Source organism: Xanthomonas hortorum (assembly GCF_011305375.1).
Taxonomy (GTDB): domain Bacteria; phylum Pseudomonadota; class Gammaproteobacteria; order Xanthomonadales; family Xanthomonadaceae; genus Xanthomonas; species Xanthomonas hortorum_E.
Genome location: NZ_VCME01000004.1, coordinates 457,920 through 477,574, shown reverse-complemented (window position 1 = coordinate 477,574; position 19,655 = coordinate 457,920). Strand labels below are relative to the sequence as shown.

The following is a 19,655-nucleotide window of genomic DNA, read 5'->3' as shown; positions in this document are numbered from 1 at the left end:
CACTTCCACATCAGCATGAAGGTTTCGATGAAGCATCCAGACGCATTGCGCATTGCCCTTGTCGGTATCGGCAAGATCGCCCGCGACCAGCATGTGCCCACCATCGCCGCGCGCGAGGATGTGCAACTGGTCGCCACCGTCAGCCGGCACGGCACGGTCGATGGCGTGCCGGCCTATCACACGTTGGAAGAGGCGTTTGCTGCGCATCCGCAGATCGAGGCAGTGGCGTTGTGCACGCCACCGGTCGGGCGTCATGCGCTTGCCCAAGCCGCACTGAGCGCTGGCCGCCATGTGTTCCTGGAAAAGCCCCCCGCCGCTACGCTCGCAGAAATCGATGATCTACGTGCAGTGGCGCAGCGTGCGCAACGCAGCCTGTTCACCAGCTGGCATTCGCGGTGTGCCGCCGCTGTGGAGCCTGCGCGGGCGTGGCTGGCCGACAAACAGATCCTGCGCGCGCACATCACCTGGAAAGAAGACATTCGCCATTGGCATCCGGGGCAGGACTGGATTCTGGAGCCGGGCGGCATGGGCGTGTTCGATCCCGGCATCAATGCGTTGTCCATCATCACGCATCTGTTGCCACGCCCCTTCGCGCTGCGCGAGGCCGAGTTACATACGCCGGAAAACCGCCAGGCACCGCTATACGCCAAGCTCGCCTTTGTCGATACCGCGGGTGTGCCGGTGACGGCCGAATTTGACTTCCTGCAAACTGGTCATCAGCGCTGGAATATCGAGGTGGAAACCACCGCAGGCCTGCTCATGCTCAGCGAGGGCGGTGCCAAGCTGAGCATCGATGGGCAGCCGCAGGCAGTGGATGCGGCCGGCGAGTACGACGGCTTGTATCGGCGCTTTGTGCAGCTGGTGCGCAGCGGCGAGTCGGAAGTGGATGTCGCGCCATTTGTGCACGTTGCCGACGCGTTTCTGCTGGCTGCACGCAAGGTTACCGCGCCGTTTGCCTGGTAGTCGGTCGCGCTCTCCAGGGTGCTGCAGCATTGCAAACACCGGCCGTTGGCCGGTGTTTTTTTTTGCGTCAGAGACCGCGCGTTTCCACGAGCGTATTCCAGCGAATCGGCAGCAAACGCCTCGGGTCGACACTTCTGCTGCCGGCATGTCTCAGCGACTGTCCAGCACCGCCTCGTCCTGCCCGACCGTGCCGGTAGTGGTCACGCCATTGGCTGAAGTGGAACGACTCGCAAGCTTGTGCATCGCAGGTGCGATCTGCGCGCGGAAGCGCCTGACCACCCATGCCTCGTCCAGCAGCGCAAACGCAAAGAAGCCCAGCAAGGTACCGGCCACCAGCGTGGGTGCGTGCGCAAACGTGCCGGGCAGCAACAGGCTCAGCCACAAAAAGATATTGGGCGAGGTCTGCAGCAGATGGATGTCCGAGGCGATGGCCGCACTGATGCGCTTGCCGGTCACCACCTGGTGCGCGTGCAGATACAACGCGCTGCCCACACGGCATGCCATCAATAGCGTAAACGGCAGCAGCAATGCAGCCCATGCCGGCCAGCCGCCATGCAGCAATGCATCGGCCAGCGCCGCTCCGTCGGCGCGCAGCGAGACCAGCAAGGCCATCGGCACCATCGTCAATGAGCCAACCCAGCCCCAGTTGGTTGCGAGCTTGCCGGCCGCGATCGGGCGCGCACGCCGCCAGCCCTGTGCGAGCAAGGAGGGCAACGCCAAGGCAAGCAACAGCACCACGAAGAAGCGCTCCAGCGCATGCGCGTTGCCCAGTACTTCACGGTGGTCCACATACAACACCAATAACAGCACCGGCAGCAGGATCGACAGCACCAGCGTGTAGCGTGCCGCAAAAAAGTAATCGCCACCGCGCGCCAGCGAGAAGGTCGGTACCGACAAGGCGGGCGGCACGATCAGCAGCAAGCCGATCACATGGATCCATTCGTTCTGGAAGTGTGTGAGCAGGAACATGGCACACAGCGCACGTGCCACGCTGATGATGCTGAGCGCGATGTTTTCCGGACCTTGGGTCAGGCGCAGAGCGCCCGGTTCGATACGCACCGACAGGAAGAAGGCATTCGCTGCCAGCAGCGCGACGACGGCGGTGGTGGTGACGACATGGGGAAGACTGACGCCCAGGCACGACAGTGCGAAGCCGCTGATTGCCGCGAGCAACATCCATTGCAATAGGCGGATCTCGGTCTGCTCGCCCAGATAATTCATGCGCGATGAGCTGCGCGCGGTCATCTGCTTGAGTTCGTCCCACGACAGCGGGCGCGAATTGGGCAGGCGGAAGTCGATGTACTCGGCAGGCGGCAGGCCAGAGGCAATCAGCGCGAACACTTCGACGATGTACTTGTGCGCCACCACCAGGACCTGCTTGCCTTGTCGATCCAGCGGGGCCAGCACGGTGTCGTAGTAGTGCTTGCAACGCGCATACATGTCCATCCAGTGTTCGCCATCGGGTGGCGCTCCATCAGCGTCGTGAAAGCAAGCGTCGTAGAGACGGTGACCGATCGACTTCTTGATCAAGGTCTTGTTCTTGCCGGCGAAAATGCCGAAATCGCGCTCCACCAACGCGGCGCTCGAGCGCACCTGCGGGTTGCCTTGCGCACCCTCCAGAATGATGGCCGCTGTGGCCTGTGCACGCTCCAATGTGGACACATGCACTTCGTCGAAACGTAATGCGCGTTGGCGCACGTAGCGTGCTGCCTGCTTTGCCTGGCGGCGGCCGAGCGGCGTGAGCGGTGAGTTCTGCGCACCGGCAAAATAGTTCTGTTCGTTGGCGAGCGACTCACCATGGCGCACGAAATAGAGAGGCATCGCATTGCTCCGGTCTGCTGCATAGTTCATCGAGACTGAGGCGTCGCTCACTGAAGCAAGGCGGCGTCGCCTCATCGGGGGATAGCTGCGGCGCATGCGATGTGCTGATCACACTGCATGCGTCGAGTTGCCCCCGTAGGTCCGGCGAACAAGCGGCTTCGTTGCAGTCGCGAGATTTCTTTTTTCAATCAATGCGAGTTGAACGCGAGCGCGCGTTGATGGTGCTGCGATATTTCGCTCCCTCTGCGTTGCCGCATCACGTGTGCGAGCGTTACTGGAAACATAGGAAAACTGCGCAAATTATTCGGGAGATAAAAAGTCATTCGCGGGCCATGACGCGGCAGAGGCACCGTGTCGATCTCAACAAGGCGGTGTATTGGCAGGTTCACAGGTGCGCTACAAGTCACCTTGTCGTGCGATGAGAACAGTGGCGTGTGGCGTATTCGCCTGGATTGCCTCGCAACTCAACGACGCCAAAGACGTGCCCCGCGCGCGGGCAGGGGATGGGGATGACGCGTGCTGTCCAGGCGTGGCCGGCCGATGAAGCAGATACCCCGGTAAGCGCGCCGAGCAGCAGGACCACGCGCTGGCCGCTAAACTATGCCCATACCCACCTGCCGACCCATTCCCATGCGCAATCCACTGCAAGAACAACTGCTCAAGGCTGGCCTGGTCAAGAAGGCCCAGGTGGATAAGGTCGCACGCGAGCAGCTCAAGCAGCGCCACGCCAAGGGCGCAGCGGTGGCGCCGACAGACGTGGACAAGGTGGACACCGCGCGTCTGCAGGCCGAGCGCGCCGAACGCGATCGCGCGCTGGCCGAGGAGCGCAAGGTGCAACTTCGGCGGCAGGAGGTGCTGGCCCAGGTCCGGCAGATCGTGGAGACCAGCAAGGTCAAGCGCGAGGGCGAGATCGACTACCGTTTCAACGACGGCAGCGTCATCCGCAGCGTGCTGGTCAACCCCACGCTGCGCAGCCAGTTGGCCAGTGGCGCGCTGGTGATCGCACGCCACGGCGACGGCTTCGAGCTGATTCCACGCGCAGCCGCCGACAAGGTCTACAGTCGCGATGCGGACACCGTGGTGCTGGACCATGGCCGCGGCAGCGCCCCGGCAGCGACAGACAGCGACGATGACTATTACAGCCAGTTCAAGGTGCCGGACGATCTGATCTGGTGAGTGGCCGCGTGCAAGGCTGCAGGCTACCCTGGCGGTCTTTGTCGCCTCCAACACTGCCATGTCGATCGTTCTAACGCCGTTCGCCCGTACCCGTTTGTTCCCGCGCGGTGGTCGCGGCAACGCCATCCAGGACTGCACGCCCGAGCAGTTCATCCAGCGGCTCAATGACGAGACGCCAGTGCGCGTGATCGAAGGCTATGCGCCGTTCTGCCGGTTGCACGTGCACCGTAACTGGACCTCGACTCGCTGCCTTACCGCGCCGATCACCGGCGACAATCGTCACTTGCTGCGTTCCGGCTACGAGGCGCGCAGTACGCAGGAATTGCCGGTGCTGGTGCGTTGGTTCGAAGGTGTCGAACCGCCGGTGGCCACGTATCTCTTGCCGATTTTGTATAGCCGCGATCAGCTAGCGAAAGAAGGCTCGCCCATCGACGCTGACTGGGGCGTAGTCGGTTGCCTCTATACCACCGAGCCGGAGGAAATCCCGATGGCGCCGATCACGATGTTGCGCAACGCACTGGGCGTGGAAGAGGGCGGCTCCGGCACACCGCTTGATCGTGACGCGTATCGGCGCAGCGTTGCGTTCTGGGAACGCAATGCGAATTGGCGGCCGTAGCAGGCAGATCGCTCGTGTCGTATCGTGCGATTTTCGCGCGGCAGACAAAAGAGCACTGCTCTTGAACTCAGGCCTGTCGGCTGCACAGTGCCGCTTCGCCGCCGCGCGCGTATCCTTTCGCTGAGCGTGAGATGTGGTTGCACTTACGACTGCAGAGCCGAGCTGCGTGTGCTGTTTTCGGACTCGCCGCAGCTCGACATTCTGGTAACTGTCAGAACCGATATTCGGCATTCACCGACGCCATGTCGGTGCTCAAGTCCACTTCGAATTTCTTGGCATTGTAATGGTCGTAGTTGGCGCCGATGCTGAAGTGCTCGCTCAGGTTGTAGCCTACGCCGGCGCCTGCATACCACGAGAGCTTGTCCAGGTCGGCGCGGTCCGACACGGTGTCATTGCGCAGGCCTTGACCCTTCCAGCCATACAGCCCACCGCGCATGCTGGCATACCACTTGTCGCCGAGTGCGAAGCGCTGATTCACGCCTACCGTCCATCCACGCAGCTGGCTCTCGTCTTCGACGACCGCGTCACCGTTGAAGAGATTTTTTGCCTGGATGTTGCCAAGATCGTTGTAGCCAGCTTCCAGACCAATCGATAGCCATGGAAACAGCACGTTCCAGCGATACCCGGCGGAGACGTTGTAGCCGGTATCGCTACCATCGTATGGCCCGCTCTTGAGCGAGGTGCGGCCGACGCCGCCGTTGACGAACCACCCTGATCCGTCGCCGGATGCACCCTGTGCAAAGACATCGGGTGCGGCTGTCAGGACCAGCGCCGAGAGCGCCAACGTGAGCATGCTTTTTTTCATGACAGGTTCTCTTGAGAATACGAGTGCGGCAGGGAATCACCAACGCAGGCCCTGAATCGGAGCAAGCGTTGCAGCGCGACGTTAATCAGCGGAGTTTGGAAAGTTGTTAGCCGCAGGCGTGTGTGCACAGCAGCCGAGATTCTCAAGCGCACCGTTGCGTTGATTTCGCCTGGCTAGCCGCCGGTAACCCTCGCGTAGATGCGCGCTAGCCGACGCCGAGCACGGGCATGTCGGGGGCGATCCATGCAACGGTAGTGATCGCGCCTTGCACCAGTCCCTGATCTCTGAGCCGCGCGAACACGGCAGTGGGCGGCCAACCTGCAGGTGCGTCGGCAAAGGGAATCTGCAGTGATTGCAGCAGGCTGAAGATTTCGGAAAGTTCTTGAGGGGTCTTGAAGCTCAGATTCATGCCGTCTTGTATCGAAGTGCCGCGCGCCAGTAGTTTCTGGCGCATGGCAACTTCGCAAATGACATGAACATGTTGATCCAGCACAGCGGAAACATAGTTCATGCGCTGCAGCTGCTCAGATTTCGCTCAGGATGTGGGTGCGGCGCTGGTGGTATTCCGCATCCGTGATCAACTGCTGCGACCTCAGAGTGTCCAGTTCCAATAGTCTGGATTGAGCGGTCTTTGGTACTGCTGACCCTGTCGTCGCGATTGTTGATTTGCGCGACGCCCGCTTTGCAACCCAGACGATCAGGCTGATGACAGCAGCGATGCTGAAAAAAAAGAAGAGAACGATGATCCAGTGCCAGATGCTAAAGCCGCCCATGTTGTTTCCTTTCGACGATGGGTGTTACGTAGTGGTCGGTCAGTCTTGCCGCCACGCCGGGTAATTTGCAAGCCTTGAGCGAGTATCGCATACAGGAATAGCTGGCACGCTCACGGCAAAGCTATCGCGGGAGTGCTTGAGTTTCCATGGTGTATTGCTCAAAACGTTGCACTTGCGATGCGCGTTGATGTCGCCGCATGTTGCGAGCGTAGGTTGATCGCCATGTGGGTCCGCTTCCACGCATGAATATTCAGCATTTTGCAAAGAAAACGGGCGCCTTTCGGCGCCCGTTCTGCTCAACCTGTGACATCCGGGCAATCATCAGCCCAGGTGATCAGTAGCGGTAATGATCCGGCTTGTACGGGCCAGCCACGTCCACACCGAGATAATCGGCCTGGTCCTTGGTCAGGGTGGTCAGCTTGACGCCGATCTTTTCCAGGTGCAGGCGGGCCACTTCTTCGTCCAGGTGCTTGGGCAGGATGTAGACCTTCTTCTCGTAGCTGTCGCGCTTTTCCCACAGGTCGATCTGCGCCAGGGTCTGGTTGGCGAACGAGTTGGACATCACGAAGCTCGGGTGGCCGGTGGCGCAGCCCAGGTTCACCAGGCGACCGTCGGCCAGCAGGAAGATCGCGTTGCCGTTGGCGAACACGTACTTGTCCACCTGCGGCTTGATGTTGATCTTCTCCACGCCCTTGAGTGCATTCAGCGCATCGACCTGGATCTCGTTGTCGAAGTGGCCGATGTTGCACACGATGGCCTGATCCTTCATCGCCTGCAGGTGCTCGACGGTGATGATGTCCTTGTTGCCGGTGGTGGTGACATAGATGTCGCCGCGGCCCAGGGTGGATTCGATGGTGTTGACCTCAAAGCCTTCCATCGACGCTTGCAATGCGCAGATCGGGTCGATCTCGGTGACGATGACGCGGGCGCCGTAGGCGCGCAGCGATGCGGCACTGCCCTTGCCGACGTCGCCGTAACCGCAGACCACGGCGACCTTGCCGGCCAGCATCACGTCCATCGCGCGCTTGAGGCCATCGGCCAGCGACTCGCGGCAGCCGTAGAGGTTGTCGAACTTGCTCTTTGTGACCGAGTCGTTGACGTTGATGGCCGGGATCAGCAGCTTGCCGGCTTCGGCGATCTGGTACAGGCGGTGCACGCCGGTGGTGGTCTCTTCGGAGACGCCCTTCCAGTCCTTGACCACGCGGGTCCAGTACCCCGGACGCTCGACGGCCACGCGCTTGAGCAGCGCCTTGATCACGCCTTCTTCGTGCGAAGCCGCCGGCTCGTCGACCCAGGTCGAACCGTTTTCGAGCTCATAGCCCTTGTGGATCAGCAAGGTGACGTCTCCGCCGTCGTCCACCACCAGTTCCGGACCGGTCTGGGTGCCGTCGGGCAGGGTGAAGGTCAGCGCGTCGAGGGTGCAGTCCCAATACTCTTCCAGCGTCTCGCCCTTCCAGGCGAACACGGGGGTGCCGGTGACCGCGATCGCGGCAGCAGCGTGATCCTGGGTGGAGAAGATGTTGCACGAGGCCCAGCGCACGTTGGCGCCGATGTCCTTGAGCGTTTCGATCAGCACGGCGGTCTGGATGGTCATGTGCAGCGAGCCGGTGATGCGTACGTCCTTCAGCGGCTTGCTCTGCGCATGCTTGCGGCGGATCGACATCAGGCCCGGCATCTCGTGCTCGGCGATGTCCAGCTCCTTGCGGCCCCAATCGGCCAGGGAGAGGTCGGCGACCTTGTAGTCAGTATGTGGGGCGATTTTCGTGACAGCGTTCATGCAATAGCTCCGGTAAGCAGACCAATGTCTGCAATTCGGGGCGCCGTTGAACGATGAATGCTTGTCGAGCCTGGCCGTATTTTCTGCACAGTTGGTGCAGTTGGCGGATCAGTCCGCCATACCGGTCGCAGCGCCCCTCGACGAGAGCGTCGATTATATCGGCAGCACCCCCCTCCGGCATGAATTGGCCGGCATCAATTGGCATGACCCCCAACCAACGGCAGGGGAGTCGCCGACCAACGGCTGCTATGGTCCAGGGACGATCGAGACCGGGGAAGGACAATGCAGGCAAAGCGGAATGCGCAGGGCTGGCGGCAGTACACGTGGGCGTGGGCGGGCGTGTTGGCGCTGAGCGCGCCGCTGCTGGCATCGGCGGCCAGCACGCCGGCTGCGCAACCCACTGCGGCGGCCAGCGGGTACCAACTGCCCTCCAAAGCGCTGCAGGCGGTGGTGGACGCCCCGCGCGCGCCACTGCTGCACATCTCGCCGAAACGTGATCTGGCTGCGATGCTGCAAATGCCGGCGCTGCCGGATATCGCCGAGGTCGCCCAACCCGAGCTCAAGCTGGCCGGTCTGCGCATCCATCCCAAGACCTTCGCCAGCAGCCGGTTTGCCTTCGCCGGCAAGCTGTGGCTGCTGTCGGTCGCCGACGGCAGCGAGCGGCAGATCGCCGGGTTGCCGTCGCCACTGTCGCTGGCCACGTTGAGCTGGTCGCCGGATCAACGCTACCTGGCGTTCCGCCGAGAGGATGCGACCAGCGGTGCAAACGAGCTGTGGCTGGTGGATGTGGCGGCCGGGCAGGCGCGGCGTCTGGTGGCCGGCTTGAACACCAGCGTCAACGACGAGTTGGGCTGGTTGCCCGATGGCAGCGGGCTGCTGGTTCAGCAGCAAGTGGCAGGGCAGGGCGCGCCGCCCACGCGCGATGCGGTGCCGGACGGTCCTGCGACCCAGCAGACCAGCGCCGCAGCCGGGGTGCGCTCGCTGCCGACCTACCAGGACCTGCTGCGCAACGAGGCCGATGCGCGCGTGTTCGAGTACTACGCCACCGGCCAGCCGATCATCGTCACGGTGAGCGGGCAGGTGCGCCCGATCGCCGCGCCCGGCATCTATCTCAACCTGTCGGTGTCGCCGGATGGCCGTTACATCCTGAGCGAACGTAGCGAGCGGCCGTTCTCGTATGTGGTGCCGGTGGACAATTTCGCGCGTCGCATCGAAGTGTTGGACCTGCAGGGCAAGCTGGTGCGGCAGATCGCCAAGCTGCCGCTGGTGGAAGGCCTGCCGACCGGCAACGACGCAGTGCCCACCGGCGTGCGCGACATCGCCTGGCGCGTTGATGCACCGGCCACGTTGGTCTGGGCCGAGGCGCAGGACGGCGGCGACCCGGCACGCGTCAGCAAAATCCGCGATGCGGTGCTGATGCAGGCCGCGCCGTTCGCGCGCGCGCCGGTGACGCTGGCGCAATTGGGTAGCCGCTTCGATGGCATCCAGTGGGGCCGTGGCGATCTAGCCATTCTCAGCGAGAGCTGGTGGAAGACCCGCCGCACCAAACAGTGGCGGATCGCACCGGATCAACCGCAGCGTGCGCCTGAACTGCTGTGGGACCGTTCCTCGCAGGACCGCTACAACGACCCCGGCACGCCGGCGACGGTGGCCGATGGCAAGGGCCGCGCGCTGCTGCAGACCGGTACCGATGGCAACAGTCTGTTCCTGCTCGGCAAGGGCGCCTCGCCGGAAGGCGATCGCCCGTTCGTGGACCGCTTCGATCTGCAGAGCAAACGCGCCACGCGCCTGTTCCATTCGCAGGCACCGAGCTATTCCGCGCCGCTGGCATTGCTGGATGCGCAAGGCACGCAGTTGCTGCTCAGCCGCGAGTCGCCCGAGGAGCCGGCCAACTATGTCGTGCAGGCGCTGGGCGATGCAGCCCCTGCACCGCGCGCATTGACGCACTTCGTGCACCCGTTGCCACAGCTGCGCGGCGTGCAGAAGGAGCAGATCCGCTACAAGCGCGCCGATGGCGTGGACCTCACCGCCACGCTGTTGCTGCCGCCGAACTACGACCCCAAGCGCGACGGCCCGCGGCCGCTGCTGATGTGGGCCTACCCGGGTGAGTTCAAGAGTGCCGACACCGCCAGCCAGGTCACCGATTCGCCGTACCGCTTCAACGCGATCAGCTACTGGGGCCCGCAGGCGTTTCTGGCGATCGGCTACGTGGTGCTCAACAACCCGACCATGCCGATCGTCGGCGAAGGCGATGCCGAGCCCAACGACACCTATCTGCCGCAGTTGATCGCCGATGCGCAGGCCGCCGTGGACGAAGTGGTGCGACGCGGGGTCACCGACCGTGAGCACATCGCCATCGGCGGGCATTCCTACGGCGCCTTCATGACCGCCAATCTGCTCGCGCATACGCGGCTGTTCAAGGCCGGCATCGCGCGCAGCGGCGCCTACAACCGCACGCTCACGCCATTCGGTTTTCAGGCCGAAGAACGCAATTACTGGCAGACGCAATCGGTGTATCAGGCGATGTCGCCGTTCAACTACGCCGACAAGATCAAAGACCCGTTGCTGCTGATCCACGGCCAGGACGACAACAACACCGGTACCTTCCCGATTCAGAGCGAGCGCATGTTCGCTGCGATCAAGGGCCTGGGCGGCAACGCGCGCCTGGTGATGCTGCCCAACGAATCGCATGCGTATCGCGCGCGGCAGTCGATCCTGCAGATGCTGGCCGAGAGCGAGCAATGGTTGAAGACCAATCTCGGCGAGCCGGTGCCGGTGAAGGAGACCGGCGCTACGCGCACGCGTTGATCGATCGTGCGCTGGCACCCGTAGGAGCGCGCTCGCGCGCGATGAAGCATCACCGATAAAGCTTCGTCGCGCCCGGGTGCGCTCCTACGGTGGATGCGGCCGCCGCGCGTCCCGGGAAGATTCGCTGCGGCGTCCACACGATTGCCGCGATCACCGTAGGAGCGCACCTGGGCGCGACGGGGCATGACCAGGACAGCCACACCGCGAAGGAGTGGGCTTGCCCGCGATGGGGCATTACCGGGAAAGCCCCATCGCGCGCCAGCGCGCTCCTACGAGAGCCATCGGATAGGGGGCACTGGCACACGATGGTTGGTGTTGAAACCGTCGCGCTTGTCGCAACCATCTAATCCTTTTGGGTTAGTCTTCGACGACTTTGCGCTTGAAGAGGGTGTGCGTTTCCGATGAACGAGTACCGCAGCAGTCTTGTGTTCGCTACCCCCGATCTTGCCTTGCGCGACGATGTGCGTCGGCTTGGTGCACTGGTCGGTGATCTGCTCGCCGAGCAGGTCTCTGCGGAATTCCTCGAAGAGATCGAACATGTCCGCACCACGGCGATTGCGCGGCGCGAGGGCGATGCACCGCCGTCCACGCTGAGCGAGCAACTGACCGGGCGCGAGCCGCGCGAAGCCGAATCGTTGGTGCGCGCCTTCAGCACCTATTTCCAGGTGGTCAACATCGCCGAGCGCGTGCATCGCATCCGCCGCCGCCGCGAGTACCAGCGCAGCAGCACCGACACCCCGCAGCCGGATGGCCTGCACGATGCACTGCGCAGGCTCAAGGCGCAGGGCGTGACGCTGGACGAACTCAGCGCGTGGTTGCCGCGTATCGATGTGGAGCCGGTGTTCACCGCGCACCCCACCGAAGCGGTGCGCCGCGCGCTGCTGGAAAAAGAACAGCTGATGGTCGCCAGCCTGGTCGACAACCTGGATGGCATGCGCACGCCCAACGAGCGCGCCACCGATGCGGCGCGCTTTCGCATGGCCCTGACCGCCTCCTGGCAGACCGCCGATTCCTCGCCGGTGCGTCCCACCGTGGAAGACGAGCGCGAGCATGTGGGGTTCTATCTCACCCAGGTGCTGTATCGCGTGGTGCCGGTGATGTACGAGACCCTCGAACACGCCATCGAAGAAACCTACGGCAGCGTGCCGACCCTGCCGCGCCTGCTGCGCTTCGGCACCTGGGTGGGCGGCGACATGGACGGCAATCCCAATGTGGATGCCACCACCATCGCCGGCACGCTGGATGCGCAGCGACGCGCGGTGCTGGATCGCTATCGAAACGAGCTGTGGCAACTGGCCAGCCTGCTCAGCCAGTCGACCACGCTGGTGGCAGTCAGTGCGGAATTGAGCGAGCAACTGGAGCGCTACCGCGCACTGCTGCCGGAGGACGCCGCACGCTCGCGCCCGCGCCATGGCGACATGCCGTACCGGCTGCTCAACGATCTGATGCGCGCGCGTCTGCAGGCCACGCTGGACGATGCCGAGGGCGCCTACACCGCACCGTCCGAGCTGGAACACGATCTGCAATTGATCCTGGACAGCCTGCAGGCCAACAAGGGGCTGCACGCCGGTTGGTTCGCGGTGCGCCGGCTGTTGTGGCGCGTGCGCACGTTCGGCTTTCATCTGGCGCGTCTGGATGTGCGCCAGGAATCGAGCGTGCATGCGCGCGCGGTGGCCGATGCGTTGGGCCAGGCCGATTGGGACGACCAGGACGCCAGGCAGCGCGCTGCCTTGCTCGGCCCGTATGCCTCCGGCGAACAGGTGCTGCCGCGCGTGGCCGACGAAGGCAATGCACGGCTGGATGCGGTGTTTGCCGCGCTCGCCGATGCGCGCAGCCGTCACGGCGCCGATGCGTTGGGCAGCTACATCATCTCGATGGCGCACAACCGCGCCGACGTACTCACCGTGCTCGCGCTGGCGCGACGCGGCGGCCTGGTCGACGACGCTGGTGCAGTGCCGCTGGATATCGTGCCGCTGTTCGAAACCGTGGACGATCTGCGCGGCGGCACCGGCACCGTGCAGGATCTGCTTGCCGACCCGGTCTATCGCCAGCATCTGGCTGCGCGCGGCGACACCCAGATGGTGATGCTCGGTTATTCGGACAGTGGCAAGGACGGCGGCATCACTGCCTCGCGCTGGGGCCTGCAGCGCGCGCAGGTGGAATTGCTTGAAGCCGCTGCCGAGCTGGGCGTGCGGCTGACCTTCTTCCACGGCCGCGGCGGCTCGATTGCGCGTGGCGGCGGCAAGACCAGCCGCGCGCTGGATGCCGCACCGCGCGGTAGTGTCGATGGCCGGCTGCGCGTCACCGAACAGGGCGAGGTGATCCATCGCAAGTACGGCATTCGCGCGCTGGCATTGCGCTCGCTGGAACAGATGACCGGTGCGGTGCTGCTCTCCAGCCTGCGCCCGCGTGCGCCCGAGCCGCGCGAGGATCGCTGGCGGCCGGTGATGGATCTGGTCGCAGAACAAAGCACTGTCGCGTACCGCGCGTTCGTTGGCGCGCCGGATTTCATGCAGTATTTCCGCCGCGCCACGCCGATCGATGTGATCGAACGCATGACCCTGGGCTCGCGCCCGTCGCGCAGGCTCGGCCAGGACGCGGCTTTGTCCAATCTGCGCGCGATTCCGTGGGTGTTCGCGTGGAGCCAGGCGCGCGCGGTGATCCCGGGCTGGTACGGCGTGGGTAGCGGCCTGCAGGCGGCAGTGGATGCGGGACATGAAGAGACCTTGCGCGAGATGGCGCAGGACTGGCCGTTCTTCCGCACCTTTCTGGACGACGTGGCAATGGTGCTGTCCAAGGGCGACCTCAACATCGCCGAGCTGTTTTCGCGGCTGTCGGGTGACCTGCATGAGCGATTTTTCCCGGGCATTCGCGACGAACTGGCGCTGACCAAGGGCTGGGTGAAGGCGTTGACGGGGCAGCAATCGCTGCTGCAGCACGACCCGCGGCTGGCCTTGTCGATCCGCCTGCGCAACCCCTACATCGACCCGATCAGCGTGTTGCAGGTGGATCTGCTGCAACGCTGGCGCGCCACCGATGGCGAAGACGACGAGCTGCTGCGCGCGCTGGTCGCCTGCGTCAACGGCGTCTCGCAAGGCGTGCAGAACACCGGCTGATCCGGTCTGCTGGCCCGACCGTTGGATCCGACGGTCGAATCGGACTGCCTAGACCGTTGGTCGGAGAGGGTGCGGATTCGTCAAGCGGACTCTGGCGTTACCGGACAAATCTGTCCGATAATGCCGCCATGACGACTCCCCGCCCCGATGCCGCGCTGCGCCGCCGGCAGATACTCGATGCCGCCGACGAAGTGTTCAGCGAACACGGCGTCAATGCCCCGCTGGAACTGGTGGTCGAACGTGCCGGCCTTGGCCGCGCCACGCTATACCGCAATTTCCCCGACCGGCTCGCGTTGATGACCGCGTTGATGACCCGCGGCCTGGACGGGCTGGAACGTCTCGCCGCCGATCTGGGCGAGCGCCCGGACGGGCTGGCCGTGCTGCTGCACGACGTGGCCGAGCACATCGCCCAATCCGCACCGCTGGTGGATTTCTGGCGTTCGATCGAACGCGCGCACCCGGCCGTGGAAGCGGCCGATCGGCGTGTGGTGCGCATCTTCCTGCCGTTCGTGCATCGTGCCCGCGACGCCGGCCTGTGCCGCGCCGATGTCGACGACGAGCAGTTGCTGCTGGTGATCGACATGCTGGGCAGCTGCCTGCGTGGCAATGACGAATCCGAACGCAAACGGCTTGCCCATCGCTCGGCCGATCTGCTGATGCATGCGCTGGGCATGCAGGTGCCGGAAGGCGGCACCCGATGACACCGACCACGCGGTCCCGCCTCGGTCGCTGGGCGCTGCGCGTGGCGCTGGTGCTGGCCGCGCTATGGGGTGGGCTTGCGATCTACTTCGCGATCACTGGCAATGCATTCGTGCGCGCGGCCTGGGTGGGCTCGTGGTGCGCGATGGCGCTGGCGGCGTTGTGGGGTTTGCGCCGTGGCCGCGAGAACTGGGCGTTGGTGGGCATCTTCAGTGCGGCGTTTGCTGTGCTGGCGGTGTCGTGGTGGATGATGCAGCCCAGCCAGGACCGCGACTGGGCCGACGATGTCGCCCAGCGGCTGCAGCCCGAAGTGCACGGCAACATCGTCACGCTGCGCAACGTGCGCAATTTCGATTGGCAGAGCGAAACCGACTACCAGCCGCGTTGGGAAACCCGGCGCTACGATCTGGATCGTCTGGTCAGCGCAGATCTGGCGCTCTCGTACTGGATGGGCCCAGCCATCGCGCACACGCTGGTGTCGTTCGGCTTCGACGACGGCTCGCACGTGGTGTTCTCGCTGGAAATCCGCAAGGAACGCGGCGAGTCGTTTTCTGCATTGGGCGGGTTTTTCCGCAGCTTCGAAGAAACCCTGGTGGCCGCCGACGAGCGCGACATTCTGCGCGTGCGCACCAACGTGCGTGGCGAGGACATGTATCTATATCGGCTGGCGATTCCCAAGGCTGGTCTGCGCCGCATGTTCATGGGGTATGTGGGCATGGCCAACGACCTGAATCGCGCCCCGGCGTTCTACAACACGCTCACCAGCAACTGCACCACGATTGTGTTTGCGCTGGCGCGGCAATTGCAGCCGACGCTGCCGCTGGATCATCGCCTGCTGCTGTCCGGCTACGTGGACGCATACGCCTACGATCATCAAGGCCTGCTGCCCGGCTACGCTTTTGCCACCTTGAAGCAGCGCGGGCATTTCACCGCACGTGCGATCGCAGCCGATACGGCGGCGGATTTCTCCGAGCGCATCCGTGTCGGCATGCCGCAGGCCCCGGCGCCAGCCGCCGTCACGAGCGCACCCCGGTGACGCCGCGCCTGCGTGGGCGCCGCACCGCTGCAGTGTTGGCGGGTGTGCTTGGCAGCCTATTGCTGAGCGGCTGCGCCATGGTCACGGTGCAATCGCACAGCAGCGGCGACTACATCGCGCGTACGCGCGGCGATGTGCTCAGCACCGGCGAGTTAAGCCAGGCCAGCAGCGAGACCCTGCAGGTGGCCGGGCTGCAACCCAAGGCCTGCCGCAGCGACCCACTGCCTTGCCTGCAGCAACTCACCAGCGTGGCGGGCATCGGCGACGAGCGCCGTCTGGCAACGCAAGCCGAGCTATGGACCGCGCATGCGATTGCGTTAGGCGGGCGCGACCCGACAACGATGAGCGACGCTGCAGTCGACGCCTGGCTGGAAGCCGCGCGGCATGCGTACGCGTACCTGTTTTTCAGCGCACGCCCGCCCAGTGCACGTGCGTTCGAAAATCGCCAGACGCAGGTGCGCGACTACTACAACTACGCCGTGCAGCAGGTGATCGAACGCCTGTTCGCACGCGCGCAGCAGACCGGCCAAAACGAGCGCGAACCGACCACCTTGGGCCGCTGGCAGGTGGCGATCGACATGTCTGCGTATCGGTTGCCGGGCGGCGGCAACACGCCACGCGCGATCTTCGCTGCCTCGGCCTTGCGCTTCAACGGACTGCGCAGCACCTATCGGCGTGATGGCTTCGGTGCCGAGCTGGTGGCCGAAGTGGACCCGCAAGTGGTCGGCGATCCTGCCGGGCTGGCCTTGCAACAAGCCGCCACTGCAGTCGCATCGCCAGAGCGCCCGTTGCCTACTTTCAGCGAGATGCCGTACGCACCGGCAACGCTGCTGCTGCGCTTCGAAGGCGACACGCTGGATGCCGTGCTACGCGGCAACATCGCCACCGTGGTGCCGTACGACCCGTATCGCCAGAACGAGGTGGTGCTGCATGGGCAGCGCGTGCCGCTGGCGGCCAACTTCACTGCCGCCTATGGGCTATGGCTGGCCAAATCCGGTTTCGCCGCGCAGTCGTTGCGTTCGATGTTGGGCAGCGCGCGCGGCATCGATCGCCCGCATCTGTATCTGATGCAGCCCTACGACCCGGACCGACGCGTGCTGCTGATGCTGCACGGGCTGGCCAGCAGCCCGGAAGCCTGGGTCAATGTCGCCAACGAGGTGATGGGCGATGAAACGCTGCGCCAGCGTTACCAGATCTGGCAGGTGTATTACCCGACCAACGCGCCGGTGGCGGTCAACCGCGCAGAAATCCAGGCATTGGTGGAGCGCAGCCTGCAGCACTTCGACCCGGCCGGCACGGCCATCGCATCGCACGACATGGTGTTGATCGGCCACAGCATGGGCGGGGTGATCGGGCGCTTGCTGGTGTCGTCTTCCGGCGACACGTTGTGGAATTCATTGCTGGAAAACTACCGGCTGGAAGGCGAGCGCGGCGCACGCGTGCGCGCGAAGTTGTCGCCGCTGCTGCATTTTTCGCCACTGCCGCAGGTCGACCGCGCCATCTTCATTGCCGCACCGCATCGCGGTACGCCATTGGCCGAAGGTGGGCTGGGGCGCTTCGTCGGCCGCTTGGTGCGTTTGCCGATCGCCTTGCTGGATCGCTTCGGCGATGTGCTGCAGGACCTGGCCAATAGCGAGCGTGACGGGCAGGGCGGCGACCCGCGACGCAAGCAGCGCTTGCTGCCGCCGACCAGCATCGACAACCTGCGCGATACCGACCCGTTCGTGCGCGCCAGCATGGACCTGCCGATCTCCCCACAGGTGCATTACCACACCATCGTCGGGCGCGAAAAACCGCAGGTGCCGCTGGCCGATTCCGACGATGGTCTGGTGCCTTATCGTAGTGCGCATCTGCAGGGTGCCGAGTCGGAACTGGTGGTGACCTCCTGGCATAGCGTGCAGGAAACGCCGCAGGCGATTCTGGAGATTCGCCGCATCCTGCATGCGCAGCTGCAGGCCGAGGAGGCGGGAAACAAGAGTGCGCACGGCGCGCAAGGCGAGACACCGGCTGCACCCTCGGCAACGTTCTGAAAGCAAGCAGAATCGAGACGCCGTTGTGGTCAGCGAATTGTCGGTGCGCATGGCGTTCAATAAAAAACAGCCGGCCAGCTATCTGGTGCGGTGTCCTCACCGATTGCGGGATCGTTGGCGACGTGGATGCCGCCACCGAGCCCCCAGGGATGGGTTCACGGCGTGTCCCGCGAGCGGTGAGGGCGCCGCGCCCTCGACGCTGCGAGTTGGTTGCAGGGCCCTTGCCCGCCCACCATCGCAGGACACGCCGCAAGTACGTCCTTGTAGGCTCTTACGCGGCATCCATGCCGCGTGGGGGCAAGGACCAGTCGAGAGTGTCGTTTTGCATGGTGCAAGCAATGCATGACGTGCGTCGTTTGGGTAACGGCGCGCCCGATCAGCTTCCAAGACAAGCCGAGAAATAGGCAGGCTTTCAACAAGGCAACCTATAACTGTCTGGTGCGGTGTCCTCGCCGATTGCGGGACCGTGTGGCGGCATGGATGCCGCCACCGAGCCCCCAGGGACGGGTTCACGGCGTGTCCCGCGAGCGGTGAGGGCACCGCGCCCTCGACTAACTAGGCTTTTGACTGCATTCACCAAGACGTGACCGACAAAATCACTGCACTCACGCGTGGCGGCCGCGCAGCGGCTTTGTTCGCCGTTCTTAGCGCATTGTTTACCAGCCTCATGCTATCAGGCGGTTCTCTCGAACACGCTCCAACAAGGAAGACGCGATGCGCAAGACGCTGTCGGCAGTGATCTGGGTGCCCTTGCTGCTGGCCGGTTGCGGCCGCGGCGAAGGTCAGAAGAGCGCGGCAGACGCTGCGGCTGCAACGCCGCCGGCAGCGCAGACTGCAGCGCGTGCATCCGATGCGCTGCCGGCCACCGATGAGGCGGTGCCCGAGTTCCCGGCCATCCCGTTGATCGTGGTGCCGGACATCGCCGGCGTGACCCCGGCGCAACGCGCGCTGGAAACCTCGCTGCAGGACATTCTCGACCCGATCGAAGGCGTCAGCGTGGCGCCGGCACGTTGCGGCGATGGCGGCACCCTGATCAACGATGCCGGCATCACCAGCGTCGATGCCAACGGCAATCTGCTGCGCAACGGCGACGGCGGGCTGTTCGACCTCAAGGCCGACGGCAGCGGCACCGCCAACTTCGACGGTGGCCTGATCCGCGTCAACGCCGACGGCAGCGGCACCATCAATGCCAGCGGCGCCGGTGGCGACGACGCAATCATCCAGGTGCAAGCCAACGGTGCCGGCTCCTACAACGGCCCGGCCGGTCTGATCAGCCTGGACGCCAAGGGTGCGGGTACCTGGAACAGCGACAAGAGCGGCTTGGTGAACAATCACGGCGATGGCAGCGGCACCTGGAACGGTCCACGCGGCCTGATCACCATCAACGCCGACGGTTCGGGAACCTGGAACGGCCCGGACGGGCTAGTGCAGAACCGCGGCGATGGCACCGGCACCGTCGGCACACCGCCGCGCGAGGTACGCATGCCGCCGCTGCCGAAGGTGCCGCCTGCCGGGCGCTTTCCGCTGCTGCAGAAATTCGTACCGCCTGGCGCACCGTGTGGCTATCTGATCACCTTGAACGAACGCATCCTGTTCGACTTCGACAAGGCCGAGATCCGCCCCGATGCCGCGCGCGTACTCGACGTGCTGGCCGCCGCACTCGGCAAGGTCAACACCAAGGACATGCAAGTGCGCGGGCATACCGATGCCAAGGGCAGCGATGCCTATAACCAGGCGCTGTCCGAGCGCCGCGCCGATGCAGTACTGGCCGCGTTACACACACGCGGTGCCGCGCAGTCGGCCGGCGCAAAGGGCTACGGCGAATCGCAGCCGGTAGCGCCGAATACGCTCAATGGACAGGACAACCCGGGCGGGCGGCAGCTCAATCGGCGTGTGGAAATCTTTCTACGCACCTGAGTGCGAGCCGATCTGCGCGGCATCGCTCGCATGGAGACGCAGGGCCGTGCGAGCGCGGACAGGTGACGTACCACGCACGCGGCTCGGGCAGTTATGCAGATGCCGGCCCATCTGCATG

At 64.5% G+C, this 19,655-nt stretch carries 14 protein-coding genes and 1 riboswitch; of the genes, 9 read left to right on the top strand and 5 right to left on the bottom strand.

Annotated features, from left to right (window positions below):
• Nucleotides 1–27: 27 nt before the first annotated feature.
• A complete protein-coding gene (locus FFY45_RS05250) occupies nucleotides 28–963 on the top strand; it encodes a Gfo/Idh/MocA family protein (RefSeq protein ID WP_176339626.1) in 936 nt (311 codons plus the stop codon).
• 150 nt (nucleotides 964–1,113) lie between these two features.
• Here FFY45_RS05250 and FFY45_RS22065 read toward each other — a convergent pair whose 3' ends face one another.
• Nucleotides 1,114–2,784, bottom strand: a complete 1,671-nt coding sequence (locus tag FFY45_RS22065; protein ID WP_255171857.1) for a histidine phosphatase family protein — start codon at nucleotides 2,782–2,784, stop codon at nucleotides 1,114–1,116.
• Nucleotides 2,785–3,414: 630 nt separating this feature from the next.
• Between FFY45_RS22065 and FFY45_RS05235 the strand changes: the two genes are divergently transcribed.
• Together FFY45_RS05235 and FFY45_RS05230 are read left to right on the top strand one after the other, a co-directional pair.
• Nucleotides 3,415–3,960, top strand: a complete 546-nt coding sequence (locus FFY45_RS05235; RefSeq protein ID WP_176339625.1) for a DUF2058 domain-containing protein — start codon at nucleotides 3,415–3,417, stop codon at nucleotides 3,958–3,960.
• 58 nt (nucleotides 3,961–4,018) lie between these two features.
• Nucleotides 4,019–4,576 carry a DUF3228 family protein gene (locus FFY45_RS05230; protein ID WP_176339624.1) on the top strand — a complete coding sequence of 186 codons (558 nt, stop codon included), beginning with the start codon at nucleotides 4,019–4,021 and terminating at the stop codon, nucleotides 4,574–4,576.
• A gap of 211 nt (nucleotides 4,577–4,787) precedes the next feature.
• Here FFY45_RS05230 and FFY45_RS05225 read toward each other — a convergent pair whose 3' ends face one another.
• The 4 genes from FFY45_RS05225 to ahcY form a co-directional block, all read right to left on the bottom strand.
• Nucleotides 4,788–5,381 carry a porin family protein gene (locus tag FFY45_RS05225; RefSeq protein ID WP_176339623.1) on the bottom strand — a complete coding sequence of 198 codons (594 nt, stop codon included), beginning with the start codon at nucleotides 5,379–5,381 and terminating at the stop codon, nucleotides 4,788–4,790.
• 205 nt (nucleotides 5,382–5,586) lie between these two features.
• Nucleotides 5,587–5,892, bottom strand: a complete 306-nt coding sequence (locus FFY45_RS05220) for a hypothetical protein (RefSeq protein WP_176339622.1) — start codon at nucleotides 5,890–5,892, stop codon at nucleotides 5,587–5,589.
• Nucleotides 5,893–5,905: 13 nt separating this feature from the next.
• Nucleotides 5,906–6,154, bottom strand: a complete 249-nt coding sequence (locus FFY45_RS05215) for a twin-arginine translocase TatA/TatE family subunit (protein ID WP_176339621.1) — start codon at nucleotides 6,152–6,154, stop codon at nucleotides 5,906–5,908.
• A 334-nt stretch (nucleotides 6,155–6,488) separates the two neighbouring features.
• A complete protein-coding gene (gene ahcY / locus FFY45_RS05210) occupies nucleotides 6,489–7,931 on the bottom strand; it encodes an adenosylhomocysteinase (RefSeq protein ID WP_168957065.1) in 1,443 nt (480 codons plus the stop codon).
• Nucleotides 7,932–7,962: 31 nt separating this feature from the next.
• Nucleotides 7,963–8,076: riboswitch (S-adenosyl-L-homocysteine riboswitch) on the bottom strand.
• 137 nt (nucleotides 8,077–8,213) lie between these two features.
• On the opposite strand from ahcY, the gene FFY45_RS05205 reads away from it, so the two are divergent.
• The 6 genes from FFY45_RS05205 to FFY45_RS05180 all read left to right on the top strand — a co-directional run bounded on the left by FFY45_RS05205 (nucleotide 8,214) and on the right by FFY45_RS05180 (nucleotide 19,537).
• Nucleotides 8,214–10,739, top strand: coding sequence for a S9 family peptidase (locus FFY45_RS05205; protein ID WP_176339620.1), 2,526 nt, complete (start codon nucleotides 8,214–8,216; stop codon nucleotides 10,737–10,739).
• A 401-nt stretch (nucleotides 10,740–11,140) separates the two neighbouring features.
• Nucleotides 11,141–13,855: a phosphoenolpyruvate carboxylase gene (ppc, locus tag FFY45_RS05200; protein WP_176339619.1), complete on the top strand. Its 2,715-nt coding sequence runs from the start codon at nucleotides 11,141–11,143 to the stop codon at nucleotides 13,853–13,855.
• A 128-nt stretch (nucleotides 13,856–13,983) separates the two neighbouring features.
• Complete coding sequence (locus FFY45_RS05195) at nucleotides 13,984–14,556, top strand: TetR/AcrR family transcriptional regulator (RefSeq protein ID WP_006450143.1); 573 nt, start codon at nucleotides 13,984–13,986, stop codon at nucleotides 14,554–14,556.
• Entirely contained in the window at nucleotides 14,553–15,590 is a 1,038-nt protein-coding gene (locus FFY45_RS05190) for a DUF4105 domain-containing protein (protein WP_176339618.1), read from the top strand. The genes FFY45_RS05195 and FFY45_RS05190 overlap by 4 nt, the downstream gene beginning before the upstream one ends.
• Before the next feature lie 77 nt (nucleotides 15,591–15,667).
• Nucleotides 15,668–17,620 carry an esterase/lipase family protein gene (locus FFY45_RS05185; protein ID WP_217902468.1) on the top strand — a complete coding sequence of 651 codons (1,953 nt, stop codon included), beginning with the start codon at nucleotides 15,668–15,670 and terminating at the stop codon, nucleotides 17,618–17,620.
• A gap of 714 nt (nucleotides 17,621–18,334) precedes the next feature.
• Entirely contained in the window at nucleotides 18,335–19,537 is a 1,203-nt protein-coding gene (locus FFY45_RS05180; protein WP_176339617.1) for an OmpA family protein, read from the top strand.
• Nucleotides 19,538–19,655 lie beyond the last annotated feature (118 nt).

Coding starts and splice junctions, on each gene's coding strand:
- FFY45_RS05180 (WP_176339617.1), top strand. CDS start 18,335: ATGCGCAAGACGCTGTCGGCAGTGATCTGGGTGCCCTTGCTGCTGGCC.
- FFY45_RS05195 (WP_006450143.1), top strand. CDS start 13,984: ATGACGACTCCCCGCCCCGATGCCGCGCTGCGCCGCCGGCAGATACTC.
- FFY45_RS05250 (WP_176339626.1), top strand. CDS start 28: ATGAAGCATCCAGACGCATTGCGCATTGCCCTTGTCGGTATCGGCAAG.
- ahcY (WP_168957065.1), bottom strand. CDS start 7,931: ATGAACGCTGTCACGAAAATCGCCCCACATACTGACTACAAGGTCGCC.
- FFY45_RS05215 (WP_176339621.1), bottom strand. CDS start 6,154: ATGGGCGGCTTTAGCATCTGGCACTGGATCATCGTTCTCTTCTTTTTT.
- FFY45_RS05230 (WP_176339624.1), top strand. CDS start 4,019: ATGTCGATCGTTCTAACGCCGTTCGCCCGTACCCGTTTGTTCCCGCGC.
- FFY45_RS22065 (WP_255171857.1), bottom strand. CDS start 2,784: ATGCCTCTCTATTTCGTGCGCCATGGTGAGTCGCTCGCCAACGAACAG.
- ppc (WP_176339619.1), top strand. CDS start 11,141: ATGAACGAGTACCGCAGCAGTCTTGTGTTCGCTACCCCCGATCTTGCC.
- FFY45_RS05185 (WP_217902468.1), top strand. CDS start 15,668: ATGGTCACGGTGCAATCGCACAGCAGCGGCGACTACATCGCGCGTACG.
- FFY45_RS05220 (WP_176339622.1), bottom strand. CDS start 5,892: ATGAACTATGTTTCCGCTGTGCTGGATCAACATGTTCATGTCATTTGC.
- FFY45_RS05235 (WP_176339625.1), top strand. CDS start 3,415: ATGCGCAATCCACTGCAAGAACAACTGCTCAAGGCTGGCCTGGTCAAG.
- FFY45_RS05190 (WP_176339618.1), top strand. CDS start 14,553: ATGACACCGACCACGCGGTCCCGCCTCGGTCGCTGGGCGCTGCGCGTG.
- FFY45_RS05225 (WP_176339623.1), bottom strand. CDS start 5,381: ATGAAAAAAAGCATGCTCACGTTGGCGCTCTCGGCGCTGGTCCTGACA.
- FFY45_RS05205 (WP_176339620.1), top strand. CDS start 8,214: ATGCAGGCAAAGCGGAATGCGCAGGGCTGGCGGCAGTACACGTGGGCG.